Here is a 15,351-nt window from a genome sequence, read left to right as displayed (position 1 = left end):
GTCGAGACCGTCGAGACCCTTGTCGAGACCTGCCCCCTTTGGAGTGCCTCATGGCCGTGCTGACCTTTGAACTTCCTGACGGCTCCACCCGTGACGTCGATGTCGTGCAGGTGTTGAACGCCGGATACGCCGGGCGCGAGCAGGCCGATGTCGCCGCGCATGTCGCCGAGCTCGCCCAATTGGGAGTGCCCGCGCCGTCGGTGACCCCGGCCCTCTACCCCGTCTCCCCCTACCTGGCCCAGCAGACCGACCGGGTCGCCGCCCCGCACGCCCGCACGTCCGGCGAGGCGGAATGGGCACTGGTCGTCGCGGACGGCGGCGAGCTGCTGCTGACCGCGGCCTGTGATCACACCGATCGTGACCTCGAGGTCCACGGCGTGGCCTGGAGCAAGAACGCGGCACCCGATGTCCTGGCCCGGCATGCCTGGCCCCTGGCCGACGTCGAGTCGCGCATCGACGAACTGACCCTGCGGGCCTGGGTCACCCACGCCGACGGCCGGCAGAGCGAGATCCAGCACGGCACGCTGGCCGAACTCCTCACCCCCGGCTACTGGACCGGCGTACTGCGTGAGCGCGGCGGCCTGACCCCGGGCACCGTCCTGATCTCGGGCACCATCCCCATGGCCGAGGGCGTGGACCAGTTCGCCGATGGCTGGCGCGTGGAGCTCGGCGACCCCGCCACCGGCAACACGATCGAACTCGCCTACCGGGTGGTACCGCTGCCCGACCCCATCGGCTGACGCCGCCCGCCCCAGGATGCGCCTTGGGGTGCCGCGAACAACGCTTGGGCCGGCCGGTGCCTGGCAGGGTGGGGCCATGACGGTGGGATTCAGCGGGGACGTGGCCGAGTATTACGCGAAGTTCCGACGGGGGTATCCCCCGCGACTGCTCGACGCCCTGCAAGCCGCGTTCGGTCTCGGCGGCGACGACACCGTACTGGATCTCGGATGCGGTACGGGTCAGCTGACGCTGCCGCTCGCGGCCCGGGTCGGCTCGGTGATCGGCATGGACCCCGAGCCCGACATGCTCCGACTGGCCCGGGAAGCGGCCATCGCTCAGGGGGTGCACAACGCGACGTGGCTGCTCGGCGCCGACACCGACGTCCCTGCGCTGGGCACACTGATGGGCGAACGGTCGCTGGCGGTCACGGTCATCGGGCAAGCGCTGCACTGGATGCAACACGACGCTCTCTTCCGGGAGTTGACGCCCTTGCTGCGCCGCGGTGGTGGCATCGCCGTCATCGCCAACGGCACACCGCTGTGGTTGCAGGACAGCGCGTGGTCACGGGCGCTGCGCGACAGCCTGGAGGAGCACTTCGACACCGAACTGAGGGCTTCGTGCGGCACCGGCGCCGACGATCGGGCCCGCTATGCGCGGGCGTTGGAAGCGGCAGGCTTCGACGACGTCCGCGAGATCGTGACGGAGGGCCGCGAGGAGCTGAGCTTCGACCGGATCATCGGCGGGGTCTTCTCCGCGATTCCCGCCGAAGCCCTGCCCCGCCCCGACGAACGGCTCGCCTTCGCCGAACGCGTCAGGCTGGCGCTTCCGCCCGCCCCGTTCGTGGAGGAGGTGCGGGTGTCGGCGCTCGTGGGGCACGTGAGGTAGCGGTACCCGCCGGGGCGGAGCCTTAGCCGACCGGTGCGTCCGCGGTGTCCAGCGTCCGGTGCGCCCGCGGCGTCCTGGTGTCCGCCAACTCCCTTTGGTGGTGCGGCGGGACGATCAGGCCCTGCGACCCGGATACGAGCAGGGTGGGCGTGGTGATGCGGCGCAGCACCGCGGTGATGTCCACCCGGGTGTTCAGCTCGGCCTGGTGGGCCACGCCTTCTAGGCGCTCGGCGGGGACAGCGGTTGCGACCGTCGCCCCCAGGGAGTAGCCGGCCAGGTGTCGGTCGTGGCGCCCGAGCCCATCGCTTCCGCTTCGTTCGGGACTACGACCTGGCGATCTCTTCACGGAGCTGGTGGGTGAAGCGACGCAGGAGGTCCAGCGTCTCTCGGAACTCGGCCCGGCGGTCGTCCCTGCCGTCCGTGGGGCGGGTCCTCCAGACCCTACGCGCGAGAGCATCGGCGAGATCGACTGTGTCGCTGGCACAGAGCAGGTAGAGGGCTGAGCGTGCTTCCTGCATCCGGTCCGCCAACTCGTTGGCTCCGGGGCCGTCGTCACTCAGCTGCGCTTCCTTCAGGTAGTCAAGTAGCTGAACCACGGCCGTGTTGAAGCCGATCCCGGCTTTGAGCTTCTGTTCGCGGAGCCACATGCGGTCCTGTCGGCGCGCGGTGAACCACGAACCGAACACCGCACCTATGAGGCCGATTGCGGCCCCGATGGCCACGGTCAGAATGTTCTCCACAGTCAGCTCCCCCCGACCTACAGTGTGGCCTCGCCGCGCCCTGCCGGCATGCGGTGGGACATGAAGGGCTTGCTGGTGATGAACTCCCTGAATCGCAGGGCGGCTTCGGAGAGGTAGCTGTCCCGGCTCCACACCAGGGTGAGCACCCGCTCGCAGGCCGGTGCGTCCAAGTGGACCCAAGCCACCGGGACCTGCGTCTCCGTGCCGACCTGGCGGGAGATCGCCGGAATGAGGCCGATACCGAGGCCCGCGCTGATCATGTCCTGGCTGGCGCCCGGCTCGTCGCCCTCGCAGGAGAGCAGTGGCGTGAGTCCCTCGGCCGCGAACAGCCTGTCCAGGAGCGCGCGTTGCCAGTGGCCGGGACGCGTGGTGACGAAAGGCTCGTCGGCGATCTCGGGGATCGTCACGCTCTCCCGCGCTTCGAGCCGGTGACCGGGCGGCACCGCGAGCAGTACCTCCTCGCGGGCGAGCTCGACCGACGCGAGATTCGTGCCGGTCAGCGGCTGTGAGGCCACGCAGAAGTCGACCTCTCTGGTACGCAGCCGACGGTCCATCTCCTGGGCGGTCGACTGGAAGAGCCGTACGTCCGCACGCGGATGACCGGCCCGGAAGCTGCCAAGAATGTGAGTGATCGTCAGGAGAGTTTCGGATGCGACGCTTACGCGTCCGAGCCCGGTGTCGCGGGCCTCTCGCACGGCCCTGCGGCCGTCGTCCAGCTCACTCAGGGCCCGCTCCACATGCCGCAGGAACATCGCGCCGTACGGGTTGAGCCGGATGCGGCGCCCCTGCCGGTCGAAGAGCGGGGAGCCGAGTTCGGACTCCAGGCGGGCGATGGTGCGGCTCAACGAAGGCTGGGCGACGCGCAGTTCCTGTGCGGCGCGGCTGATGTGCTCGAAACGGGCGACGGTCTGGAAGTACCGCAGCTGCAGAAGATCCATGATCCATCCACCTTCCCTTATGCCTTCAGTGTCATCTTCACATGCCAAAAGAAGTCTTGGAACGCATAAGGGATTCTCCCTACGGTCTTCATCAAGGCCGTCGGGCACGCGACGCGGCACCCCAACAGGGGTGATGCCTCGCAGGTACGGCCACCCGTCCCCCAGGAAGGTCCCACCATGAGCGCTGCGGATCTGGCCCGACTCCAGTTCGCGGCCACGACCGGCATCCATTGGCTGTTCGTGATCCTCACCATGGGGCTCGTCCCCCTCGTGGCGATCATGCACACCCGCGCCGCGTACGCCCGTGACCCCGTCAAGAAGGCCGTCCGGGAGCGCATGACCCGCTTCTGGGGCCAGCTCTACGTCATCAATTACGCGGTCGGCATCGTCACCGGCCTGGTCATGGAGTTCCAGTTCGGGCTCAGTTGGAGCGGCCTGAGCAAGTTCGCGGGCAATGTCTTCGGCGCACCGCTGGCGCTCGAAACCCTCATCGCCTTCTTCGCCGAGTCCACCTTCCTCGGCATGTGGATCTTCGGCTGGGGCCGTATGCGCAGGGGCGTGCACGTCACACTCATCTGGCTGGTCGCCCTGACCGCGTACGCCTCCGGGTACTGGATCATGATCGCCAATGGCTTCATGCAGAACCCGGTCGGTTACGAAGTCCGCGACGGCGCAGCCTACTTGACGGACTTCGGGGCGTTGCTGACCAACTCCAGCGCCCTGGTCGCGCTCCTGCACATCGCACTGGCCGCGCTGACGACGGGCGGTGTCTTCATCGCCGGGGTCAGCGCCTACCACTTCCTCCGGCACACCAAGGAGACCGAGCTGTTCCGCGGTTCCATGCGCCTGGGCCTGTGGGTGGCCATGGTCACGTCCTTCTTCGTCGTCATCGTCGGCGAGATGCAGCGGCCCGTCATCGAGCGGACGCAGCCCATGAAGGACGCGGTCCTGGAGAACAACGGCGTCGCCGAGCTGCAGGCACAGCTGGTCAAAGAACACGGGCCCGGCAACTACGTGCCCTGGCAGGACACGATGCGCGTCTCGATGGATGTGATGACGATCATCGGCAACACCGTCTCCACCATCACGTTCTTCGCCGTCATCCTCCTGTGGAGGAGCCGGCTGATGCGCTGGCGCCCGGCCCTGTGGCTGTTGGTCGCTACGGTGCCGTTCCCCTTCATCGCCTCTGCTGGCGGCTGGGTCGTCCGTGAGGTCGGCCGCCAACCCTGGCTCGTCTACGGCGAGTTGACGGTCGAGAACGCACTCTCCCACGTCAGTACGGCCTCACTCGCGGTGTCCTGCACCGCCTTCGTCGCCATCTTCCTCGCCTTGGCGGCGACGAACTGGACCCTGATCACCCGCTTTGCCCTCCGAGGCCCGGAAGCCACCCAGCTCGGCGCCACCGAGCCCCTCCCCGACGACCTGCCGGAGGCGCCCGGCGGTAGCGCCGAGATGACCTCCCTGTCGTACTCCCCCGCAGTAACGGAAAGTTGAGCGACATGACTCTGGAGACCGCCTGGCTGGCCCTCCTCGGCCTGCTCCTCGCCGGGTACTTCGTGCTCGGCGGCTACGACTACGGCGTACAGATGCTGCACCCCTTCCTCGGCGACCGAGGTGATCGCGGCGCGGAGGGTGAGACAGCGAAAGAGAAGGAGGCGGAGGAGCTCACCGGCCGTAACCCCGCCCTCGACGCCATCGCACCGTTCTTTCTCGGCAACGAGGTCTGGCTTGTCGCTTTCACCGGCGTCCTGTTCGGTGCCTTCCCGCACCTCGAAGGCACGCTCCTGTCCGGCCTGTACCCGTTGATCGTGGCGATCCTCGTCGGCCTGGTCCTCGGCAACGCGGCCGTCCAACTGAGGCGTCGGTCCCACAGCGTCCGCGGACGTCGCTGGTGGGACGGTCTGATCGTGTTCGGTGGCGCCCTGCCCGCCGTGTGCTGGGGACTGGTCGTCGGCCTGCTGCTCCACGGCGTGCCCCGCCGGTCCGACGGGAGCTTCCACATCGGGGCCGGCGACGTCTTCTCGCCGTTCACACTGGCCTGCGGCCTCACCACCGCGCTGCTCTTCGCGGCGCACGGCGCCGCCTTCGTAGCGCTGCGATCGGACTCCGAACCAGCGGCCACCGCACGGTTCTTGGGCGGATGGCTACTCCGTGGATCCGCGGCCGTGGGCTCCCTCGCGATACTCCTCACGCTGTTCGGCGAGGGCGCATCGATGACGAACCGCGTGACATCGGCGGCCGTCGCCGCCCTGTTCGCGGTTGCGCTCGCCGCCGCTTGGTGGCACTTCTCCCGCGGGCACAACGCCTCGGCTTTCGCGGCCACTTGCTGTGCGACAGCGCTGCCGGTGCTGCTCGTGGGGGCCGGTCACTACCCGTACCTCCTGATCAGTTCGGCGGGTGAGGGGCTGACCATCGGACACGCCGTCACGGACAACGCCACGTTGCGGATCCTCAGCGCGTTCGGGGTCCTGGTGACCCCGACGATCCTCGCGTACCAGACGTGGAGCTGGTGGGCCTTCCGGGGCCGGACCGGCCGCCGTCACCCCAGCTACTTCTGAGCTTCGCCGTCCCGGTCTTGGAGAGCGAAGCGACGCAAGACGAGAGGAACGAGGGACCCCAGATGAAGCCCGTCGAACGCCGCCTGATGCGGGAACTCCCGGTACTACGGCGCCACATGACACAATCCGCGGCCCTCGCGCTCCTCGCTGCCGGGCTCATCGTCACCCAGGCGGTCCTGCTCGCGGCGGTCCTCGCGGACGGCTTCGCCGGGCGCCCTTTCCGGATCGCACCGCCGGCAGCACTGGGCATCGTCATGGCGCTGCGCGCGTTGCTGGCCTGGGCTCGCGGAATTCTCGCGCAACGCGCCGCCGCCGACACCAAGCTCGCGCTGCGCGAGAGGATCACCGGCCGGCTGCGGCACACCGGCCCGCTGCGGCTCGCGGCCGGGCGCCACGGCGAGACAGCCACGCTGCTCACCCGCGGCCTGGACGCCCTGGACGCGTACGTCGTGGGCTACTTGCCCACGATGACGGCCACGGCGTTGATGCCCCTGGCGGTCATCGGGTGGCTGACCTGGACGGACTGGATCTCCGCTCTGATCATCGTCGTGACGCTGCCACTGATCCCCGTGTTCGGTGCGCTGGTCGGCGCCCATACCGCCAGGCGCACCGCCCGGCAATGGCAGTTGCTCGCCCGGCTCGGCGGCCACTTCCTCGATGTGGTGGCGGGGTTGCCGACACTGCGCGCGTTCGGGCAGGAGCGGCAACAGGCCCGTGTGGTGCACGAGATGGCGGACGCCCACCGGCGGGCCACCATGCGCACGCTGCGCGTGGCGTTCCTCTCCTCCTTCGTCCTGGAGACGGTCGCGACCCTGTCCGTGGCGCTGGTGGCGGTACCGGTCGGACTACGTCTGCTCGGCGGCGAGTTGGACCTTCGTACGGCCTTGGTGGTGCTGTTCCTGGCCCCGGAGGCCTACCTGCCGCTGCGGGCGGCAGGGGCGGCCTTCCATGACAGCGCCGAGGGCATCGCGGTGGCCGAGCGGGTCTTCGCCGTCCTCGACGGCTGCGACGACGACTCTGCCACCCCCGGCGGATCCGAAGCCCGGGTCCCCTCCACCGTCGGCGCCGCCACCCCGGTGTCCGACACCCGCGAGGGGCACGTGTGCCTGGAGAAAGTCACGGTCCAGTACCCGGGCCGTGCGACCCCAGCCCTCCGTGACGTGTCCCTCTCCGTGCGCCGCGGCGAACACATCGCCCTGGTCGGACCGAGCGGCGCGGGCAAGTCCACGCTCCTCGCGCTCCTCCTCGGCTTCACACTCCCCTCTTCGGGACGCGTCTCGGTCGGCGCCACCGACCTCGCCGACCTCGACCCCGACGCATGGCGCACGCAGGTGGCATGGGTGCCTCAGCGCCCGCATTTGTTCGCCGCCACCGTCGCGGACAACATCCGACTGGCACGCCCCGAGGCCGGCGACGCGGAGGTGCGCCAGGCAGCACATGCCGCCTACGCCGGTCACTTCATCGAGGAACTGCCCCAGGCCTACGACACCCTGCTCGGCGAGCGCGGCGCCGGGCTCTCCGCGGGCCAGCGTCAGCGGATCGCCCTGGCCCGCGCCTTCCTCAAGGACGCCCCCGTACTGCTCCTGGACGAACCGACGGCCCACCTCGACCCCGAGAGCGAGGCCATGGTCACGCACGCCACCGTCCGCCTCATGCGCGGCAGGACCGCGGTCGTGGTCGCCCACCGCACGAGTCTGCTGCCGTACGCCGACCGGATCATCACCGTAGAGGCAGGCAGCCTCACCCGGCCACAAGCACCCCGACCGGACCGGGCCGGCCGGCCTGTCCCACCGGCCCAACCGGCCCTCGCGGAAGGCCTGATGGCCCGATGACCCTCCACTCCGGTGCGGCCATCCTCCCCTCGGCACGGACCCCCCGCCCGACCCTCCGCCTCCTGCGCCAACTCCTGCCGTACTGGCGCCGACTGCTGCCCGCCGCGCTCGCCTCGGCCGGCAGCGAGCTGGCGTCCGCCGCGCTGATGGCCACCGCCGCCTGGTTGATCACCCGCGCCGCCGAACAGCCGCCGCTCGCCTCGGTCAGCCTTGCCATCGTCGCCGTCCGCGCCCTGGCCCTCGGGCGCGGGGCCCTGCGCTACATGGACCGGCTGCTGGGCCACGACGGTGTACTGCGGGCCGTCGCGGGCTTTCGCACCCAGGTGTACGAGGCCCTCGTGCCCCTCGCTCCCGCGGGCACCCCCGCCTTCCGCAGCGGCGACCTGCTCACCCGCCTGGTCGACGACGTCGACGCCGCGCAGAACCTCCTGCTAAGGGTCTTGATCCCGGCGGTGGCTGCCTGCGCGGTCGCCGCGGCCACCACCTCCGTGGCCACGGCCCTGCTCCCGCAGGCAGGCGTTCTGCTGGGGCTGCTGCTCGCCGTGGCGGGGCTCCTCGTGCCCACCCTGGTGCTCACACTGTCCCGCCGTACGAGCCGAGCGGAGAAGGCGGCGCGGGCCCAACTCAGCTCATTCACGCTGGACTTGACCCAAGGTGCGGCGGACCTCGCCGCCTACGGAGCCCTGGGCCGCGCCCACGAGCGGACGTGCCACGCCTCCGCTCGCATCGCCGCGCTGGAACGCCGGGCAGCCTGGACCACTTCGCTCGCCTCGGCCACGGTCCTGCTCCTCCAGGCGGCGGCCACGGTCGGCGTGACCTGGCTCGCGCTGCGTGCTCATGCGGCGGGGGAGCTGCCCGCCGTGCGGCTCACCGTCCTCGCGGTCCTCGCGCTGGTGTCCTTCGAGGCCTTGACGCCGTTGCCCACCGCGGCTCGCCACCTCGCCGAAGTGCGCGTCAGCGCCCGCAGGTTGACCGAGCTCCTCGACACTCCGCCGCCCGTCACCGACCCGGCCGCTCCGGTCACGCTCGCTGCCCGAGCACCGGTCGGGGTGGAGATCACCGAGCTGCGTGTACGCCACCTCCCCGATGTCTCTCCGGCCCTGGACGGCGTGAGTCTGAGCCTGCCGCCCGGTCGCCTGACGGTGCTCCTGGGCGCCAGCGGTTCCGGCAAGTCGACGCTGATCGCGGCGCTCATGCGGTTCGTCCCCTACGAGTCCGGCAGCATCCGTATCGGCGGACGCGAACTACGCGACTGCGCGGGCACCGACGCCCGGCGCGCGATCACCGGCATGACCCAGGACGCCCACGTCTTCCGCACCAGCATCCGCGCCAACCTCCTCCTGGCCCGCCCCGACGCGACCGATGCCGAGCTGCGCGAAGCCGCTCGCAGCGCCCAGCTCCTCCCCTGGATCGACTCCCTCCCCGAGCGCTGGGACACCCTCCTCGGCGAGAACGGCTCCGCCCTGTCCGGCGGCCAACGCCGCCGCCTCCTCCTGGCCCGAGCTCTGCTCGCCGACCCGCCCGTCCTCGTCCTGGACGAACCCACCGAAGGACTGGATCCCGAGACCGCCGATGCCGTACTCACCGACATCCTCAACGCCACCCACGGCCGCACGACTCTGCTGATCACTCACGACGACGCGGGCCTCACCACCGCCGACCAGATCCTCACCCTCGATCACGGCCACATCCGACCAGTCATTCGGTGAGCCTGCGCCTGCGTCTCACGAGGCCGTGGTGCGCCCGGGTGACGCACCATTACCCCCAGCGCGTGCACCCCGTTGTCGGTGCGGATGCCCACAGGTCTTTCCCTAGGGCTGCCGGGTCGAGCCCGCCTGCCGAGAGGTACCTGCCATGCGTTCGCGTTTCGCCGCCACGGCCGCTGCTGTCTGTTCCGTTGCCGCACTCGCCTGCTCGCCCTGGCCCGCCGCGGCGAGCACCGCACCCGCTGAACCCCGGCCTCACCACGACACCGCTCTCGGGGCCTCGGTGTCCACCCTGCTGTCCCCCGCAACCGCCAACTCCAGCCCACCCGGGGCCCGGAGGGACGCCACCAGCCCTTGCCCGGCCGACGCGGGCTACTGCGTCTACGCCCTCAACTACGGCGCCCACGGCAGTCCCCTCAACGCTCTGGGAGCGAAGGGCACCGGCCGCATCGAAGACTCGGCCAAAGAACTTGCCACGTATGTCAGCCGTGTACTGCGCACCACCGGGGCCCGCACGGTGGACATCGTCGGGCACTCCCTCGGCGGTCTCATGCCGCGGCAGTACCTGAAGTTCGAGGGGGGTGCGTCCAAGGTGAACCGACTGATCGGGCTCGCCCCGGACCATCACGGAACGACGGCGAACGGGCTCGACATGCTGGTCAGGGCGGTCGCCCCGGCGACCGATGTGCTGGTGGGCCCCTCGTCGCGGCAGCAGATGGTGGGATCTCCGTTCTTGAAGCGGCTCAACGCGGGCGGTGACACCTTGCCCGGCGTCAACTACACAGTGGTGGCCACCGCCTACGACAAGATGGTCACCCCGTACACCCCGGGCTTTCTCACCTCGCCCGCCGACCGCCCGGCAGCGGTCGACAACATCACGCTCCAACAGGTGTGTCCCACCGACAGGTCCGGCCACGTCGACACCCTGTACTCACCCAACGTGATCAACCTGACCCTGGACGCCCTCCACCCCACCCACCGCGCCACCTGGACCTGCAAGAGCCGCACACCTCTCCCGCCGCTGCCGTAAGAGCCTGTGAAAGGCACACGCCTGGCAGCCGGGCCGCAACGAGACCGTCTGTGGGCTCTCGCTCAGCCGGTCCCGGCTCACGCGTTTCCCGCACGTGCCCTGGATGCCCGGCCGCTCGTACGGCGATGTCTGAGGTTGCGCTCCGGGGGCACTCCTGGGTCATGCGTGAGAAGCGGCGGCTGCGGACGAGCCACGTCGACGGACCCGGGATCTCCCGGGTCCGTCGTGGGCGGGGATTCGCGTACAAGGACGCATCGGGGCGCCCCATCACCGACCCGCAGGAGAAGGAGCGCCTGCGGCGGCTCGCCGTCCCGCCGGCCTGGCGGGACGTGTGGATCTGTCCGTGGCCCAACGGGCATCTGCAGGCCGTGGGCACCGATGCCGCGGGCAGGCGCCAGTATCTGTACCACCCGCGGTTCCGTGAGCGGCAGGAAGCGGCGAAGCACGACCACGTGCTGGAGGTCGCCCGCGCGCTTCCCGAGGTGCGCTCACAGGTGACGGAGGACCTCGGCCGTCGTGGTCTGTGCCGCGAGCGCGTCCTGGCCTGCGCCGTCCGCCTGCTCGACCTCGGCTTCTTCCGCGTCGGTAACGACTCCTACCGTCGGGACAACGGCACGTACGGGCTGACCACCCTGCTCAAGGAGCACGCTTCCTGCCGGGGCGGTGAGGTCTCTCTCACGTATCCGGCGAAGTACTCCAAGACGCAGACCCGCGCCCTCGTCGATCCGCCCGCCTGCAGTGTCCTGCGCGCGCTGCTGCGCCGGGGCGGCGGGGGCCAACGGCTGTTCGCCTACTGGCAGGGCGGGGCCTGGCACGAGCTGAACGCCGCCGAACTCAACGACTACCTGCGTCACCGCGCGGGCCGAGACATCACCGCCAAGGACTTCCGCACCTGGCACGCGACCGTCCTCGCGGCGGTCGCCCTCGCCGTCTCGGCACGGGTCGCCCGGGAGTCCCGGGCCGCACGCAAGGGGGCCGTCACCAGGGCTGTCCGCGAGGTCAGTGGGTACCTGGGCAACACGCCAGCGGTGTGCCGGGCGTCCTACATCAACCCCCGGGTCGTCGAGCTCTTCGACGAAGGCCGGACGATAGCCGACGCCCTTGAACAGCTGGGCGACAGCGCCGCGTTCGGCCATCCGGCGACGCAGGGGGCCGTCGAGGAAGCGGTGCTGCGGCTGCTGACGTGAGAGTCGACCTTGTTCAGCGTCGGCTTCATCCGGCCGCGACCGTGCAGGCCTCTTCCATGGACGGGTAGAGGTTGAGGATCTGGTCGGCGCCCGTCAGCCGCAGCATGCGCAGCATCTGGGGCGGCGCGGCGGCGATGCGCAGCGTGCTGGCCTGGTGGATGAGCAGCAAGAGATTCAATGCGGAGGAGTCCGCGAAGGTCACCCCGCTCGCGTCCAGGACGAGCACCGGGAGTGCGGCTGCAGCCCTTTCCATCACCTCGCGCAGTGAGGGCACGGAATCCATGTCCAGGTCACCCCGAACGACGACGACCCAACTGCCCCTCCTCGTGTACTGCTCCACGACGCACTTGGGGCGGCTGACGCTGTCGGACATGGGCAACTCCAGACGTGCGGGGTCCAGGCACGCGCTCATTGTGACTGCCACCGTGCCTCAATGTCTAATCTGGCCAAGATAGATTTACGCATACTCGCCCAGGAGGTAATCAGGCCCTGCCGAGTCAAGGGGGCGGCCTCGCGGCTGGGCGGCCGCACCCCGTTGGTTGTGGCCGGCCTGCGATGTCGCGTTGACAGGTCTCTGTCGACATGTTGGCATAAGGCGCTGCTCAGGCGGACTTGTGTAAGTCGCTTGCCGTTCGGGCACCGGATCGACGGCCACTTGACCGGGGGTGGCGCCCGAACGCAGAGCGAGGAACCATGGCGCAGCGCGCCGCGACCATCGTCGGCGGCGGTATCGGCGGCCTCGCGGCGGCCATCGCCCTGCACCGCCGGGGATGGCGTGTCGAAGTACTCGAACGCGCCCCCGAGTTCACCGAGATCGGCGCCGGCATCTCCCTGTGGCCGAACGCGCTCCGGGCGCTCGAAGTGCTCGGCCTGGACCGCACCGTCCGGGCACTCGGCGCCGTCGAGGCCACCGGCGGCGTACGCGACCGTCGTGGCCGCTGGCTGTCCCGCACGGACAACGCGGAGCTGGCCCGCCGCTTCGGCCATCCCCTGGTGGTCCTGCACCGCGCGGACTTGCTGCGCGCGCTCACCGAGGCGTTGCCCGCCGACAGTCTGCGGCCGGCCAGCGAGGTGTCCGCGGTCCGCGACGACGACCACGGCCCGGTCGTGGAACACCCCGGCGGTGAGTCCCGACCCGACCTCGTGATCGGCGCCGACGGGCTGCGCAGCGCTGTCCGCGGTGCGCTCTGGCCCGATGCGGCAGGCCCTCGGTACGCCGGGTACTCGGCCTGGCGCATGGTCACCGAGCCGCTGGCCGCGCCGCCCTCCGAGGGCGCGGCGACCTGGGGTCGCGGCGAGAGGTTCGGCTACACCGCGTTGCCGGGCGGACGGATGTACTGCTTCGCGACCGCTTCGCTTCCGGCGGGGACCGAGGTGGCTTCCGGATCCTCGCAACACGGCGAACTGCTGCGCCGGTTCGGGGACTGGCCCGAGCCCATCCCCACCCTGCTGGCCTCCGTCCCCCCGGACGCGGTACTCCGGCACGACCTGTACGACCTGCCGCCGCTGCCCTCCTTCGTCCGCGGCCGGGTCGTGCTCCTGGGTGACGCGGCCCATGCCATGACCCCGAACCTCGGTCAGGGCGCGTGCCAGGCCCTGGAGGACGCGGTCACCCTGGCCCACTGTCTCGACGGCACCCCGGACGTGCCGGCCGCGCTCCGCTCGTACGACCTGCTGCGCCGCCCGAGGACCCGGGCGATCTCGCGCCGCTCCGCCCGGCTCGGCGCAGTGGGCCAACTGTCCTGGCCGCCCGCCGTGCTGCTGCGTGACGCCGCCGCCCGGCTGATGCCGGAGCGGGCGGCGCTGCGTTCCATGACGGCGGTTCTCAGCTGGACGGCGCCCGGTGACCAGGTGCCCGCGGCGGGGACGGGGGCCACTGATGCCTGACTGGACTTATCAGCCGCTGCGTGGCGCCGCCGCTGCCGTACTCGGCCTGCGCCGTTCGCAGCGCACCGCCCTGCGGCTGCTGGCCTCGGTCGGCTCCCGCCCCGCCGGCGCGCGGTTGATCGCCCGGGGGTTCGGCCACCGCCATCCGCCGGAGCGGCTCGGCGGTGAGATCGCGGGTGTGCCCGTCACCGTCCGCCTCGGCATATCCGTCCCGCCCTCGCTCGCCCGCGACACCGTCCGCGCCATGTCCCCGCTCGGGGCCGGAGTGGTCGAGGTGTCACCGGTCTCGGCGGCTGACGCGCGGACCGTACGCGAGGCCGCGGCAGGACGCTCGATCCCGGTGGTCGCCCGCACCCGCGACCCGGAGGTCGAGGCCGCCCTCAAGCCGTATGTCGACGGATTCACCAGCGCCGACGACCCACACGTCGTCCGTGTGTGCGATGCGTCGGTGTCCGCCGCCGCGACCGCGCTCGACGAGCCCGGCACCGTCGTCCTCGCCCGCCCCGCGGTGCTCGTGGCCGCGGGACCCGGCTGGTTCGCGCGGGTCACCGAGGCCGCGACGCCCACCGTGCCCGCTCCGGCGCTGCGCGACATCGGTCGCAATCCACGGCGCTGGCCCGCCTGGTGGTGGGCGCTGCTCGTCGGGCTCGGCATGACGGGCGCGGGACTCGGCGCCGCGGCGATCACGCTCGGACCGGTGCTGCTCTGGTACGACCGCGACTACCTCGGCATGACGCTGCACGAACTGCACGCGGCCAACCACCACCTCGTGCACTTCCTCCAGCACGACCGGATCACCATGGCCGGCACGATGGTGGCCATCGGCGCGCTCTACACGGGCCTCGCCGTGGGCGGCATCCGACGCGGCTGGCCCTGGGCGCGTGAGGTGTATCTGCTCTCGGGGGCGATCGGCTTCCCCACCTTGTTCTACTTCCTGGCCACCGGCTTCGTGGAACCGCTGCACACGGCGACCGCCCTCGTGCTGTTCCCGATGTTCGTCGCGGCGGTACGCCGCGCGCCGCACACAGCACGGTGGCGCCTGGCGCCGGAAGGCCCGGAACCAGAGCGCCGACGCGCCCTGGTGGGCCAGCTGCTGATGATCCTCACGGGCGCGGGGCTCTTCGTCGGCGGGGCGGTGATCTCGGTCGTCGGTCTGACCGATGTCTTCGTCCCGACGGACCTGACCTTCCTGGGCTCCGACACACGCACCCTGGAAGCCGTCAATCCGCGGCTCGTGCCGTTTCTCGCCCACGACCGTGCGGGTTTCGGGGGCGCCCTCATGTCCGCCGCGGTGGCGATCGTGCTGCTCAGCGCGTGGGGCTGGCGACGGGGTGAGGCCTGGGTCTTCTGGACTCTGGCCACGGCGGCGGCCGCCGGATTCCTGCCGGCCGTGGTGGTGCACGGCACGATCCACTACACCGACCTCATCCACCTCGCCCCGGTCTACTTCGGCATCATCCTGAGCGCCACCGCCCTGTTCCTCGCGCGCCCCTACCTCTGCGCCGAGAGGGCCGGTCAGGCCGCCGGGCCGCCGCCGAATCCGATTTCGTTGCCGTCCGGATCACGGTAGGTGGCCTTGCGGACGCCGTTGGCGTAGGTCTCGCGTGTGTCCGGTCTCAGACCTCGGTCGGCGATCCCGGAGAGGCGGGCGTCCAGGTCTTCGACGAAGACGGTGTGCAGGGCGTGCCCGGCGTGATCGGGCCGCACCTCGATGAACATGTACCGGTGTTCGCCGAGCTCCCACACCGCCTCGGTCTCGTTGGGCAGGAAGGCCGGCGGCCCGCCGAACAGTCGCTGGTACCAGGCCACCGCCGTGGTGTAGTCGCGGACGGGGATACCCGCGAACAGATCTACGGTCATGAGGTCAT

Annotated in this window: 15 protein-coding genes; 10 read left to right on the top strand and 5 right to left on the bottom strand. The window is 70.7% G+C overall.

Annotated features, from left to right (window positions below; all coding sequences use genetic code 11):
- Positions 1–50: 50 nt before the first annotated feature.
- Positions 51–740: a DUF2848 domain-containing protein gene (locus tag ACIBCK_RS21400; protein ID WP_399392420.1), complete on the top strand. Its 690-nt coding sequence runs from the start codon at positions 51–53 to the stop codon at positions 738–740.
- Between the two features lie 76 nt (positions 741–816).
- Positions 817–1,605: a class I SAM-dependent methyltransferase gene (locus ACIBCK_RS21395; RefSeq protein ID WP_399392419.1), complete on the top strand. Its 789-nt coding sequence runs from the start codon at positions 817–819 to the stop codon at positions 1,603–1,605.
- Positions 1,606–1,627: 22 nt separating this feature from the next.
- On the opposite strand, the gene ACIBCK_RS21390 is transcribed toward ACIBCK_RS21395, so the two are convergent.
- From ACIBCK_RS21390 to ACIBCK_RS21380, 3 genes are all read right to left on the bottom strand, one after another.
- Positions 1,628–1,819 carry an alpha/beta fold hydrolase gene (locus tag ACIBCK_RS21390; RefSeq protein ID WP_399392417.1) on the bottom strand — a complete coding sequence of 64 codons (192 nt, stop codon included), beginning with the start codon at positions 1,817–1,819 and terminating at the stop codon, positions 1,628–1,630.
- Positions 1,820–1,928: 109 nt separating this feature from the next.
- Positions 1,929–2,345 carry a hypothetical protein gene (locus tag ACIBCK_RS21385; RefSeq protein WP_399392415.1) on the bottom strand — a complete coding sequence of 139 codons (417 nt, stop codon included), beginning with the start codon at positions 2,343–2,345 and terminating at the stop codon, positions 1,929–1,931.
- Positions 2,346–2,362: 17 nt separating this feature from the next.
- Positions 2,363–3,283 (bottom strand): LysR family transcriptional regulator, encoded by a 921-nt coding sequence (locus ACIBCK_RS21380; RefSeq protein WP_399392413.1) that lies wholly within the window; start codon positions 3,281–3,283, stop codon positions 2,363–2,365.
- 177 nt (positions 3,284–3,460) lie between these two features.
- Between ACIBCK_RS21380 and ACIBCK_RS21375 the strand changes: the two genes are divergently transcribed.
- The 6 genes from ACIBCK_RS21375 (at position 3,461) to ACIBCK_RS21350 (ending at position 11,596) form a co-directional block, all read left to right on the top strand.
- Positions 3,461–4,777: a cytochrome ubiquinol oxidase subunit I gene (locus ACIBCK_RS21375; RefSeq protein ID WP_399392412.1), complete on the top strand. Its 1,317-nt coding sequence runs from the start codon at positions 3,461–3,463 to the stop codon at positions 4,775–4,777.
- A gap of 5 nt (positions 4,778–4,782) precedes the next feature.
- A complete protein-coding gene (locus tag ACIBCK_RS21370; RefSeq protein WP_399392411.1) occupies positions 4,783–5,841 on the top strand; it encodes a cytochrome d ubiquinol oxidase subunit II in 1,059 nt (352 codons plus the stop codon).
- Positions 5,842–5,903: 62 nt separating this feature from the next.
- Positions 5,904–7,673, top strand: a complete 1,770-nt coding sequence (cydD, locus tag ACIBCK_RS21365; RefSeq protein WP_399392409.1) for a thiol reductant ABC exporter subunit CydD — start codon at positions 5,904–5,906, stop codon at positions 7,671–7,673.
- Positions 7,670–9,382, top strand: coding sequence for a thiol reductant ABC exporter subunit CydC (gene cydC, locus ACIBCK_RS21360; protein WP_399392407.1), 1,713 nt, complete (start codon positions 7,670–7,672; stop codon positions 9,380–9,382). Before cydD ends, cydC begins: the two co-directional genes overlap by 4 nt.
- Before the next feature lie 145 nt (positions 9,383–9,527).
- Entirely contained in the window at positions 9,528–10,409 is an 882-nt protein-coding gene (locus tag ACIBCK_RS21355) for an alpha/beta fold hydrolase (RefSeq protein WP_399392405.1), read from the top strand.
- A gap of 161 nt (positions 10,410–10,570) precedes the next feature.
- A complete protein-coding gene (locus ACIBCK_RS21350; protein ID WP_399392403.1) occupies positions 10,571–11,596 on the top strand; it encodes a DNA topoisomerase IB in 1,026 nt (341 codons plus the stop codon).
- A 25-nt stretch (positions 11,597–11,621) separates the two neighbouring features.
- Here ACIBCK_RS21350 and ACIBCK_RS21345 read toward each other — a convergent pair whose 3' ends face one another.
- Positions 11,622–11,969, bottom strand: a complete 348-nt coding sequence (locus ACIBCK_RS21345; protein WP_399392402.1) for an STAS domain-containing protein — start codon at positions 11,967–11,969, stop codon at positions 11,622–11,624.
- A gap of 320 nt (positions 11,970–12,289) precedes the next feature.
- On the opposite strand from ACIBCK_RS21345, the gene ACIBCK_RS21340 reads away from it, so the two are divergent.
- Together ACIBCK_RS21340 and ACIBCK_RS21335 are read left to right on the top strand one after the other, a co-directional pair.
- Entirely contained in the window at positions 12,290–13,483 is a 1,194-nt protein-coding gene (locus ACIBCK_RS21340; RefSeq protein ID WP_399392400.1) for an FAD-dependent monooxygenase, read from the top strand.
- Positions 13,476–15,053, top strand: coding sequence for a hypothetical protein (locus ACIBCK_RS21335; RefSeq protein ID WP_399392398.1), 1,578 nt, complete (start codon positions 13,476–13,478; stop codon positions 15,051–15,053). The genes ACIBCK_RS21340 and ACIBCK_RS21335 overlap by 8 nt, the downstream gene beginning before the upstream one ends.
- Here the strand turns inward: ACIBCK_RS21335 and ACIBCK_RS21330 are convergent.
- Positions 14,999–15,343 carry a VOC family protein gene (locus ACIBCK_RS21330; protein WP_399392396.1) on the bottom strand — a complete coding sequence of 115 codons (345 nt, stop codon included), beginning with the start codon at positions 15,341–15,343 and terminating at the stop codon, positions 14,999–15,001. The genes ACIBCK_RS21335 and ACIBCK_RS21330 overlap by 55 nt on opposite strands.
- Between the last annotated feature and the right edge of the window lie 8 nt (positions 15,344–15,351).

Origin of the sequence: Streptomyces sp. NPDC051218, assembly GCF_044455475.1 — a bacterium.
Taxonomy (GTDB): Bacteria; Actinomycetota; Actinomycetes; order Streptomycetales; family Streptomycetaceae; genus Streptomyces.
The sequence above is the reverse complement of the archived record's forward strand: the minus strand, read 5'-3'. Positions and strand labels throughout refer to the sequence as shown.

Excerpts from the sequence above, each read along its gene's own strand:
- ACIBCK_RS21400 (WP_399392420.1), top strand. The coding sequence starts at position 51 with ATGGCCGTGCTGACCTTTGAACTTCCTGACGGCTCCACCCGTGACGTC.
- ACIBCK_RS21395 (WP_399392419.1), top strand. The coding sequence starts at position 817 with ATGACGGTGGGATTCAGCGGGGACGTGGCCGAGTATTACGCGAAGTTC.
- ACIBCK_RS21380 (WP_399392413.1), bottom strand. The coding sequence starts at position 3,283 with ATGGATCTTCTGCAGCTGCGGTACTTCCAGACCGTCGCCCGTTTCGAG.
- ACIBCK_RS21375 (WP_399392412.1), top strand. The coding sequence starts at position 3,461 with ATGAGCGCTGCGGATCTGGCCCGACTCCAGTTCGCGGCCACGACCGGC.
- ACIBCK_RS21370 (WP_399392411.1), top strand. The coding sequence starts at position 4,783 with ATGACTCTGGAGACCGCCTGGCTGGCCCTCCTCGGCCTGCTCCTCGCC.
- cydD (WP_399392409.1), top strand. The coding sequence starts at position 5,904 with ATGAAGCCCGTCGAACGCCGCCTGATGCGGGAACTCCCGGTACTACGG.
- cydC (WP_399392407.1), top strand. The coding sequence starts at position 7,670 with ATGACCCTCCACTCCGGTGCGGCCATCCTCCCCTCGGCACGGACCCCC.
- ACIBCK_RS21355 (WP_399392405.1), top strand. The coding sequence starts at position 9,528 with ATGCGTTCGCGTTTCGCCGCCACGGCCGCTGCTGTCTGTTCCGTTGCC.
- ACIBCK_RS21350 (WP_399392403.1), top strand. The coding sequence starts at position 10,571 with ATGCGTGAGAAGCGGCGGCTGCGGACGAGCCACGTCGACGGACCCGGG.
- ACIBCK_RS21345 (WP_399392402.1), bottom strand. The coding sequence starts at position 11,969 with ATGTCCGACAGCGTCAGCCGCCCCAAGTGCGTCGTGGAGCAGTACACG.
- ACIBCK_RS21340 (WP_399392400.1), top strand. The coding sequence starts at position 12,290 with ATGGCGCAGCGCGCCGCGACCATCGTCGGCGGCGGTATCGGCGGCCTC.
- ACIBCK_RS21335 (WP_399392398.1), top strand. The coding sequence starts at position 13,476 with ATGCCTGACTGGACTTATCAGCCGCTGCGTGGCGCCGCCGCTGCCGTA.
- ACIBCK_RS21330 (WP_399392396.1), bottom strand. The coding sequence starts at position 15,343 with ATGACCGTAGATCTGTTCGCGGGTATCCCCGTCCGCGACTACACCACG.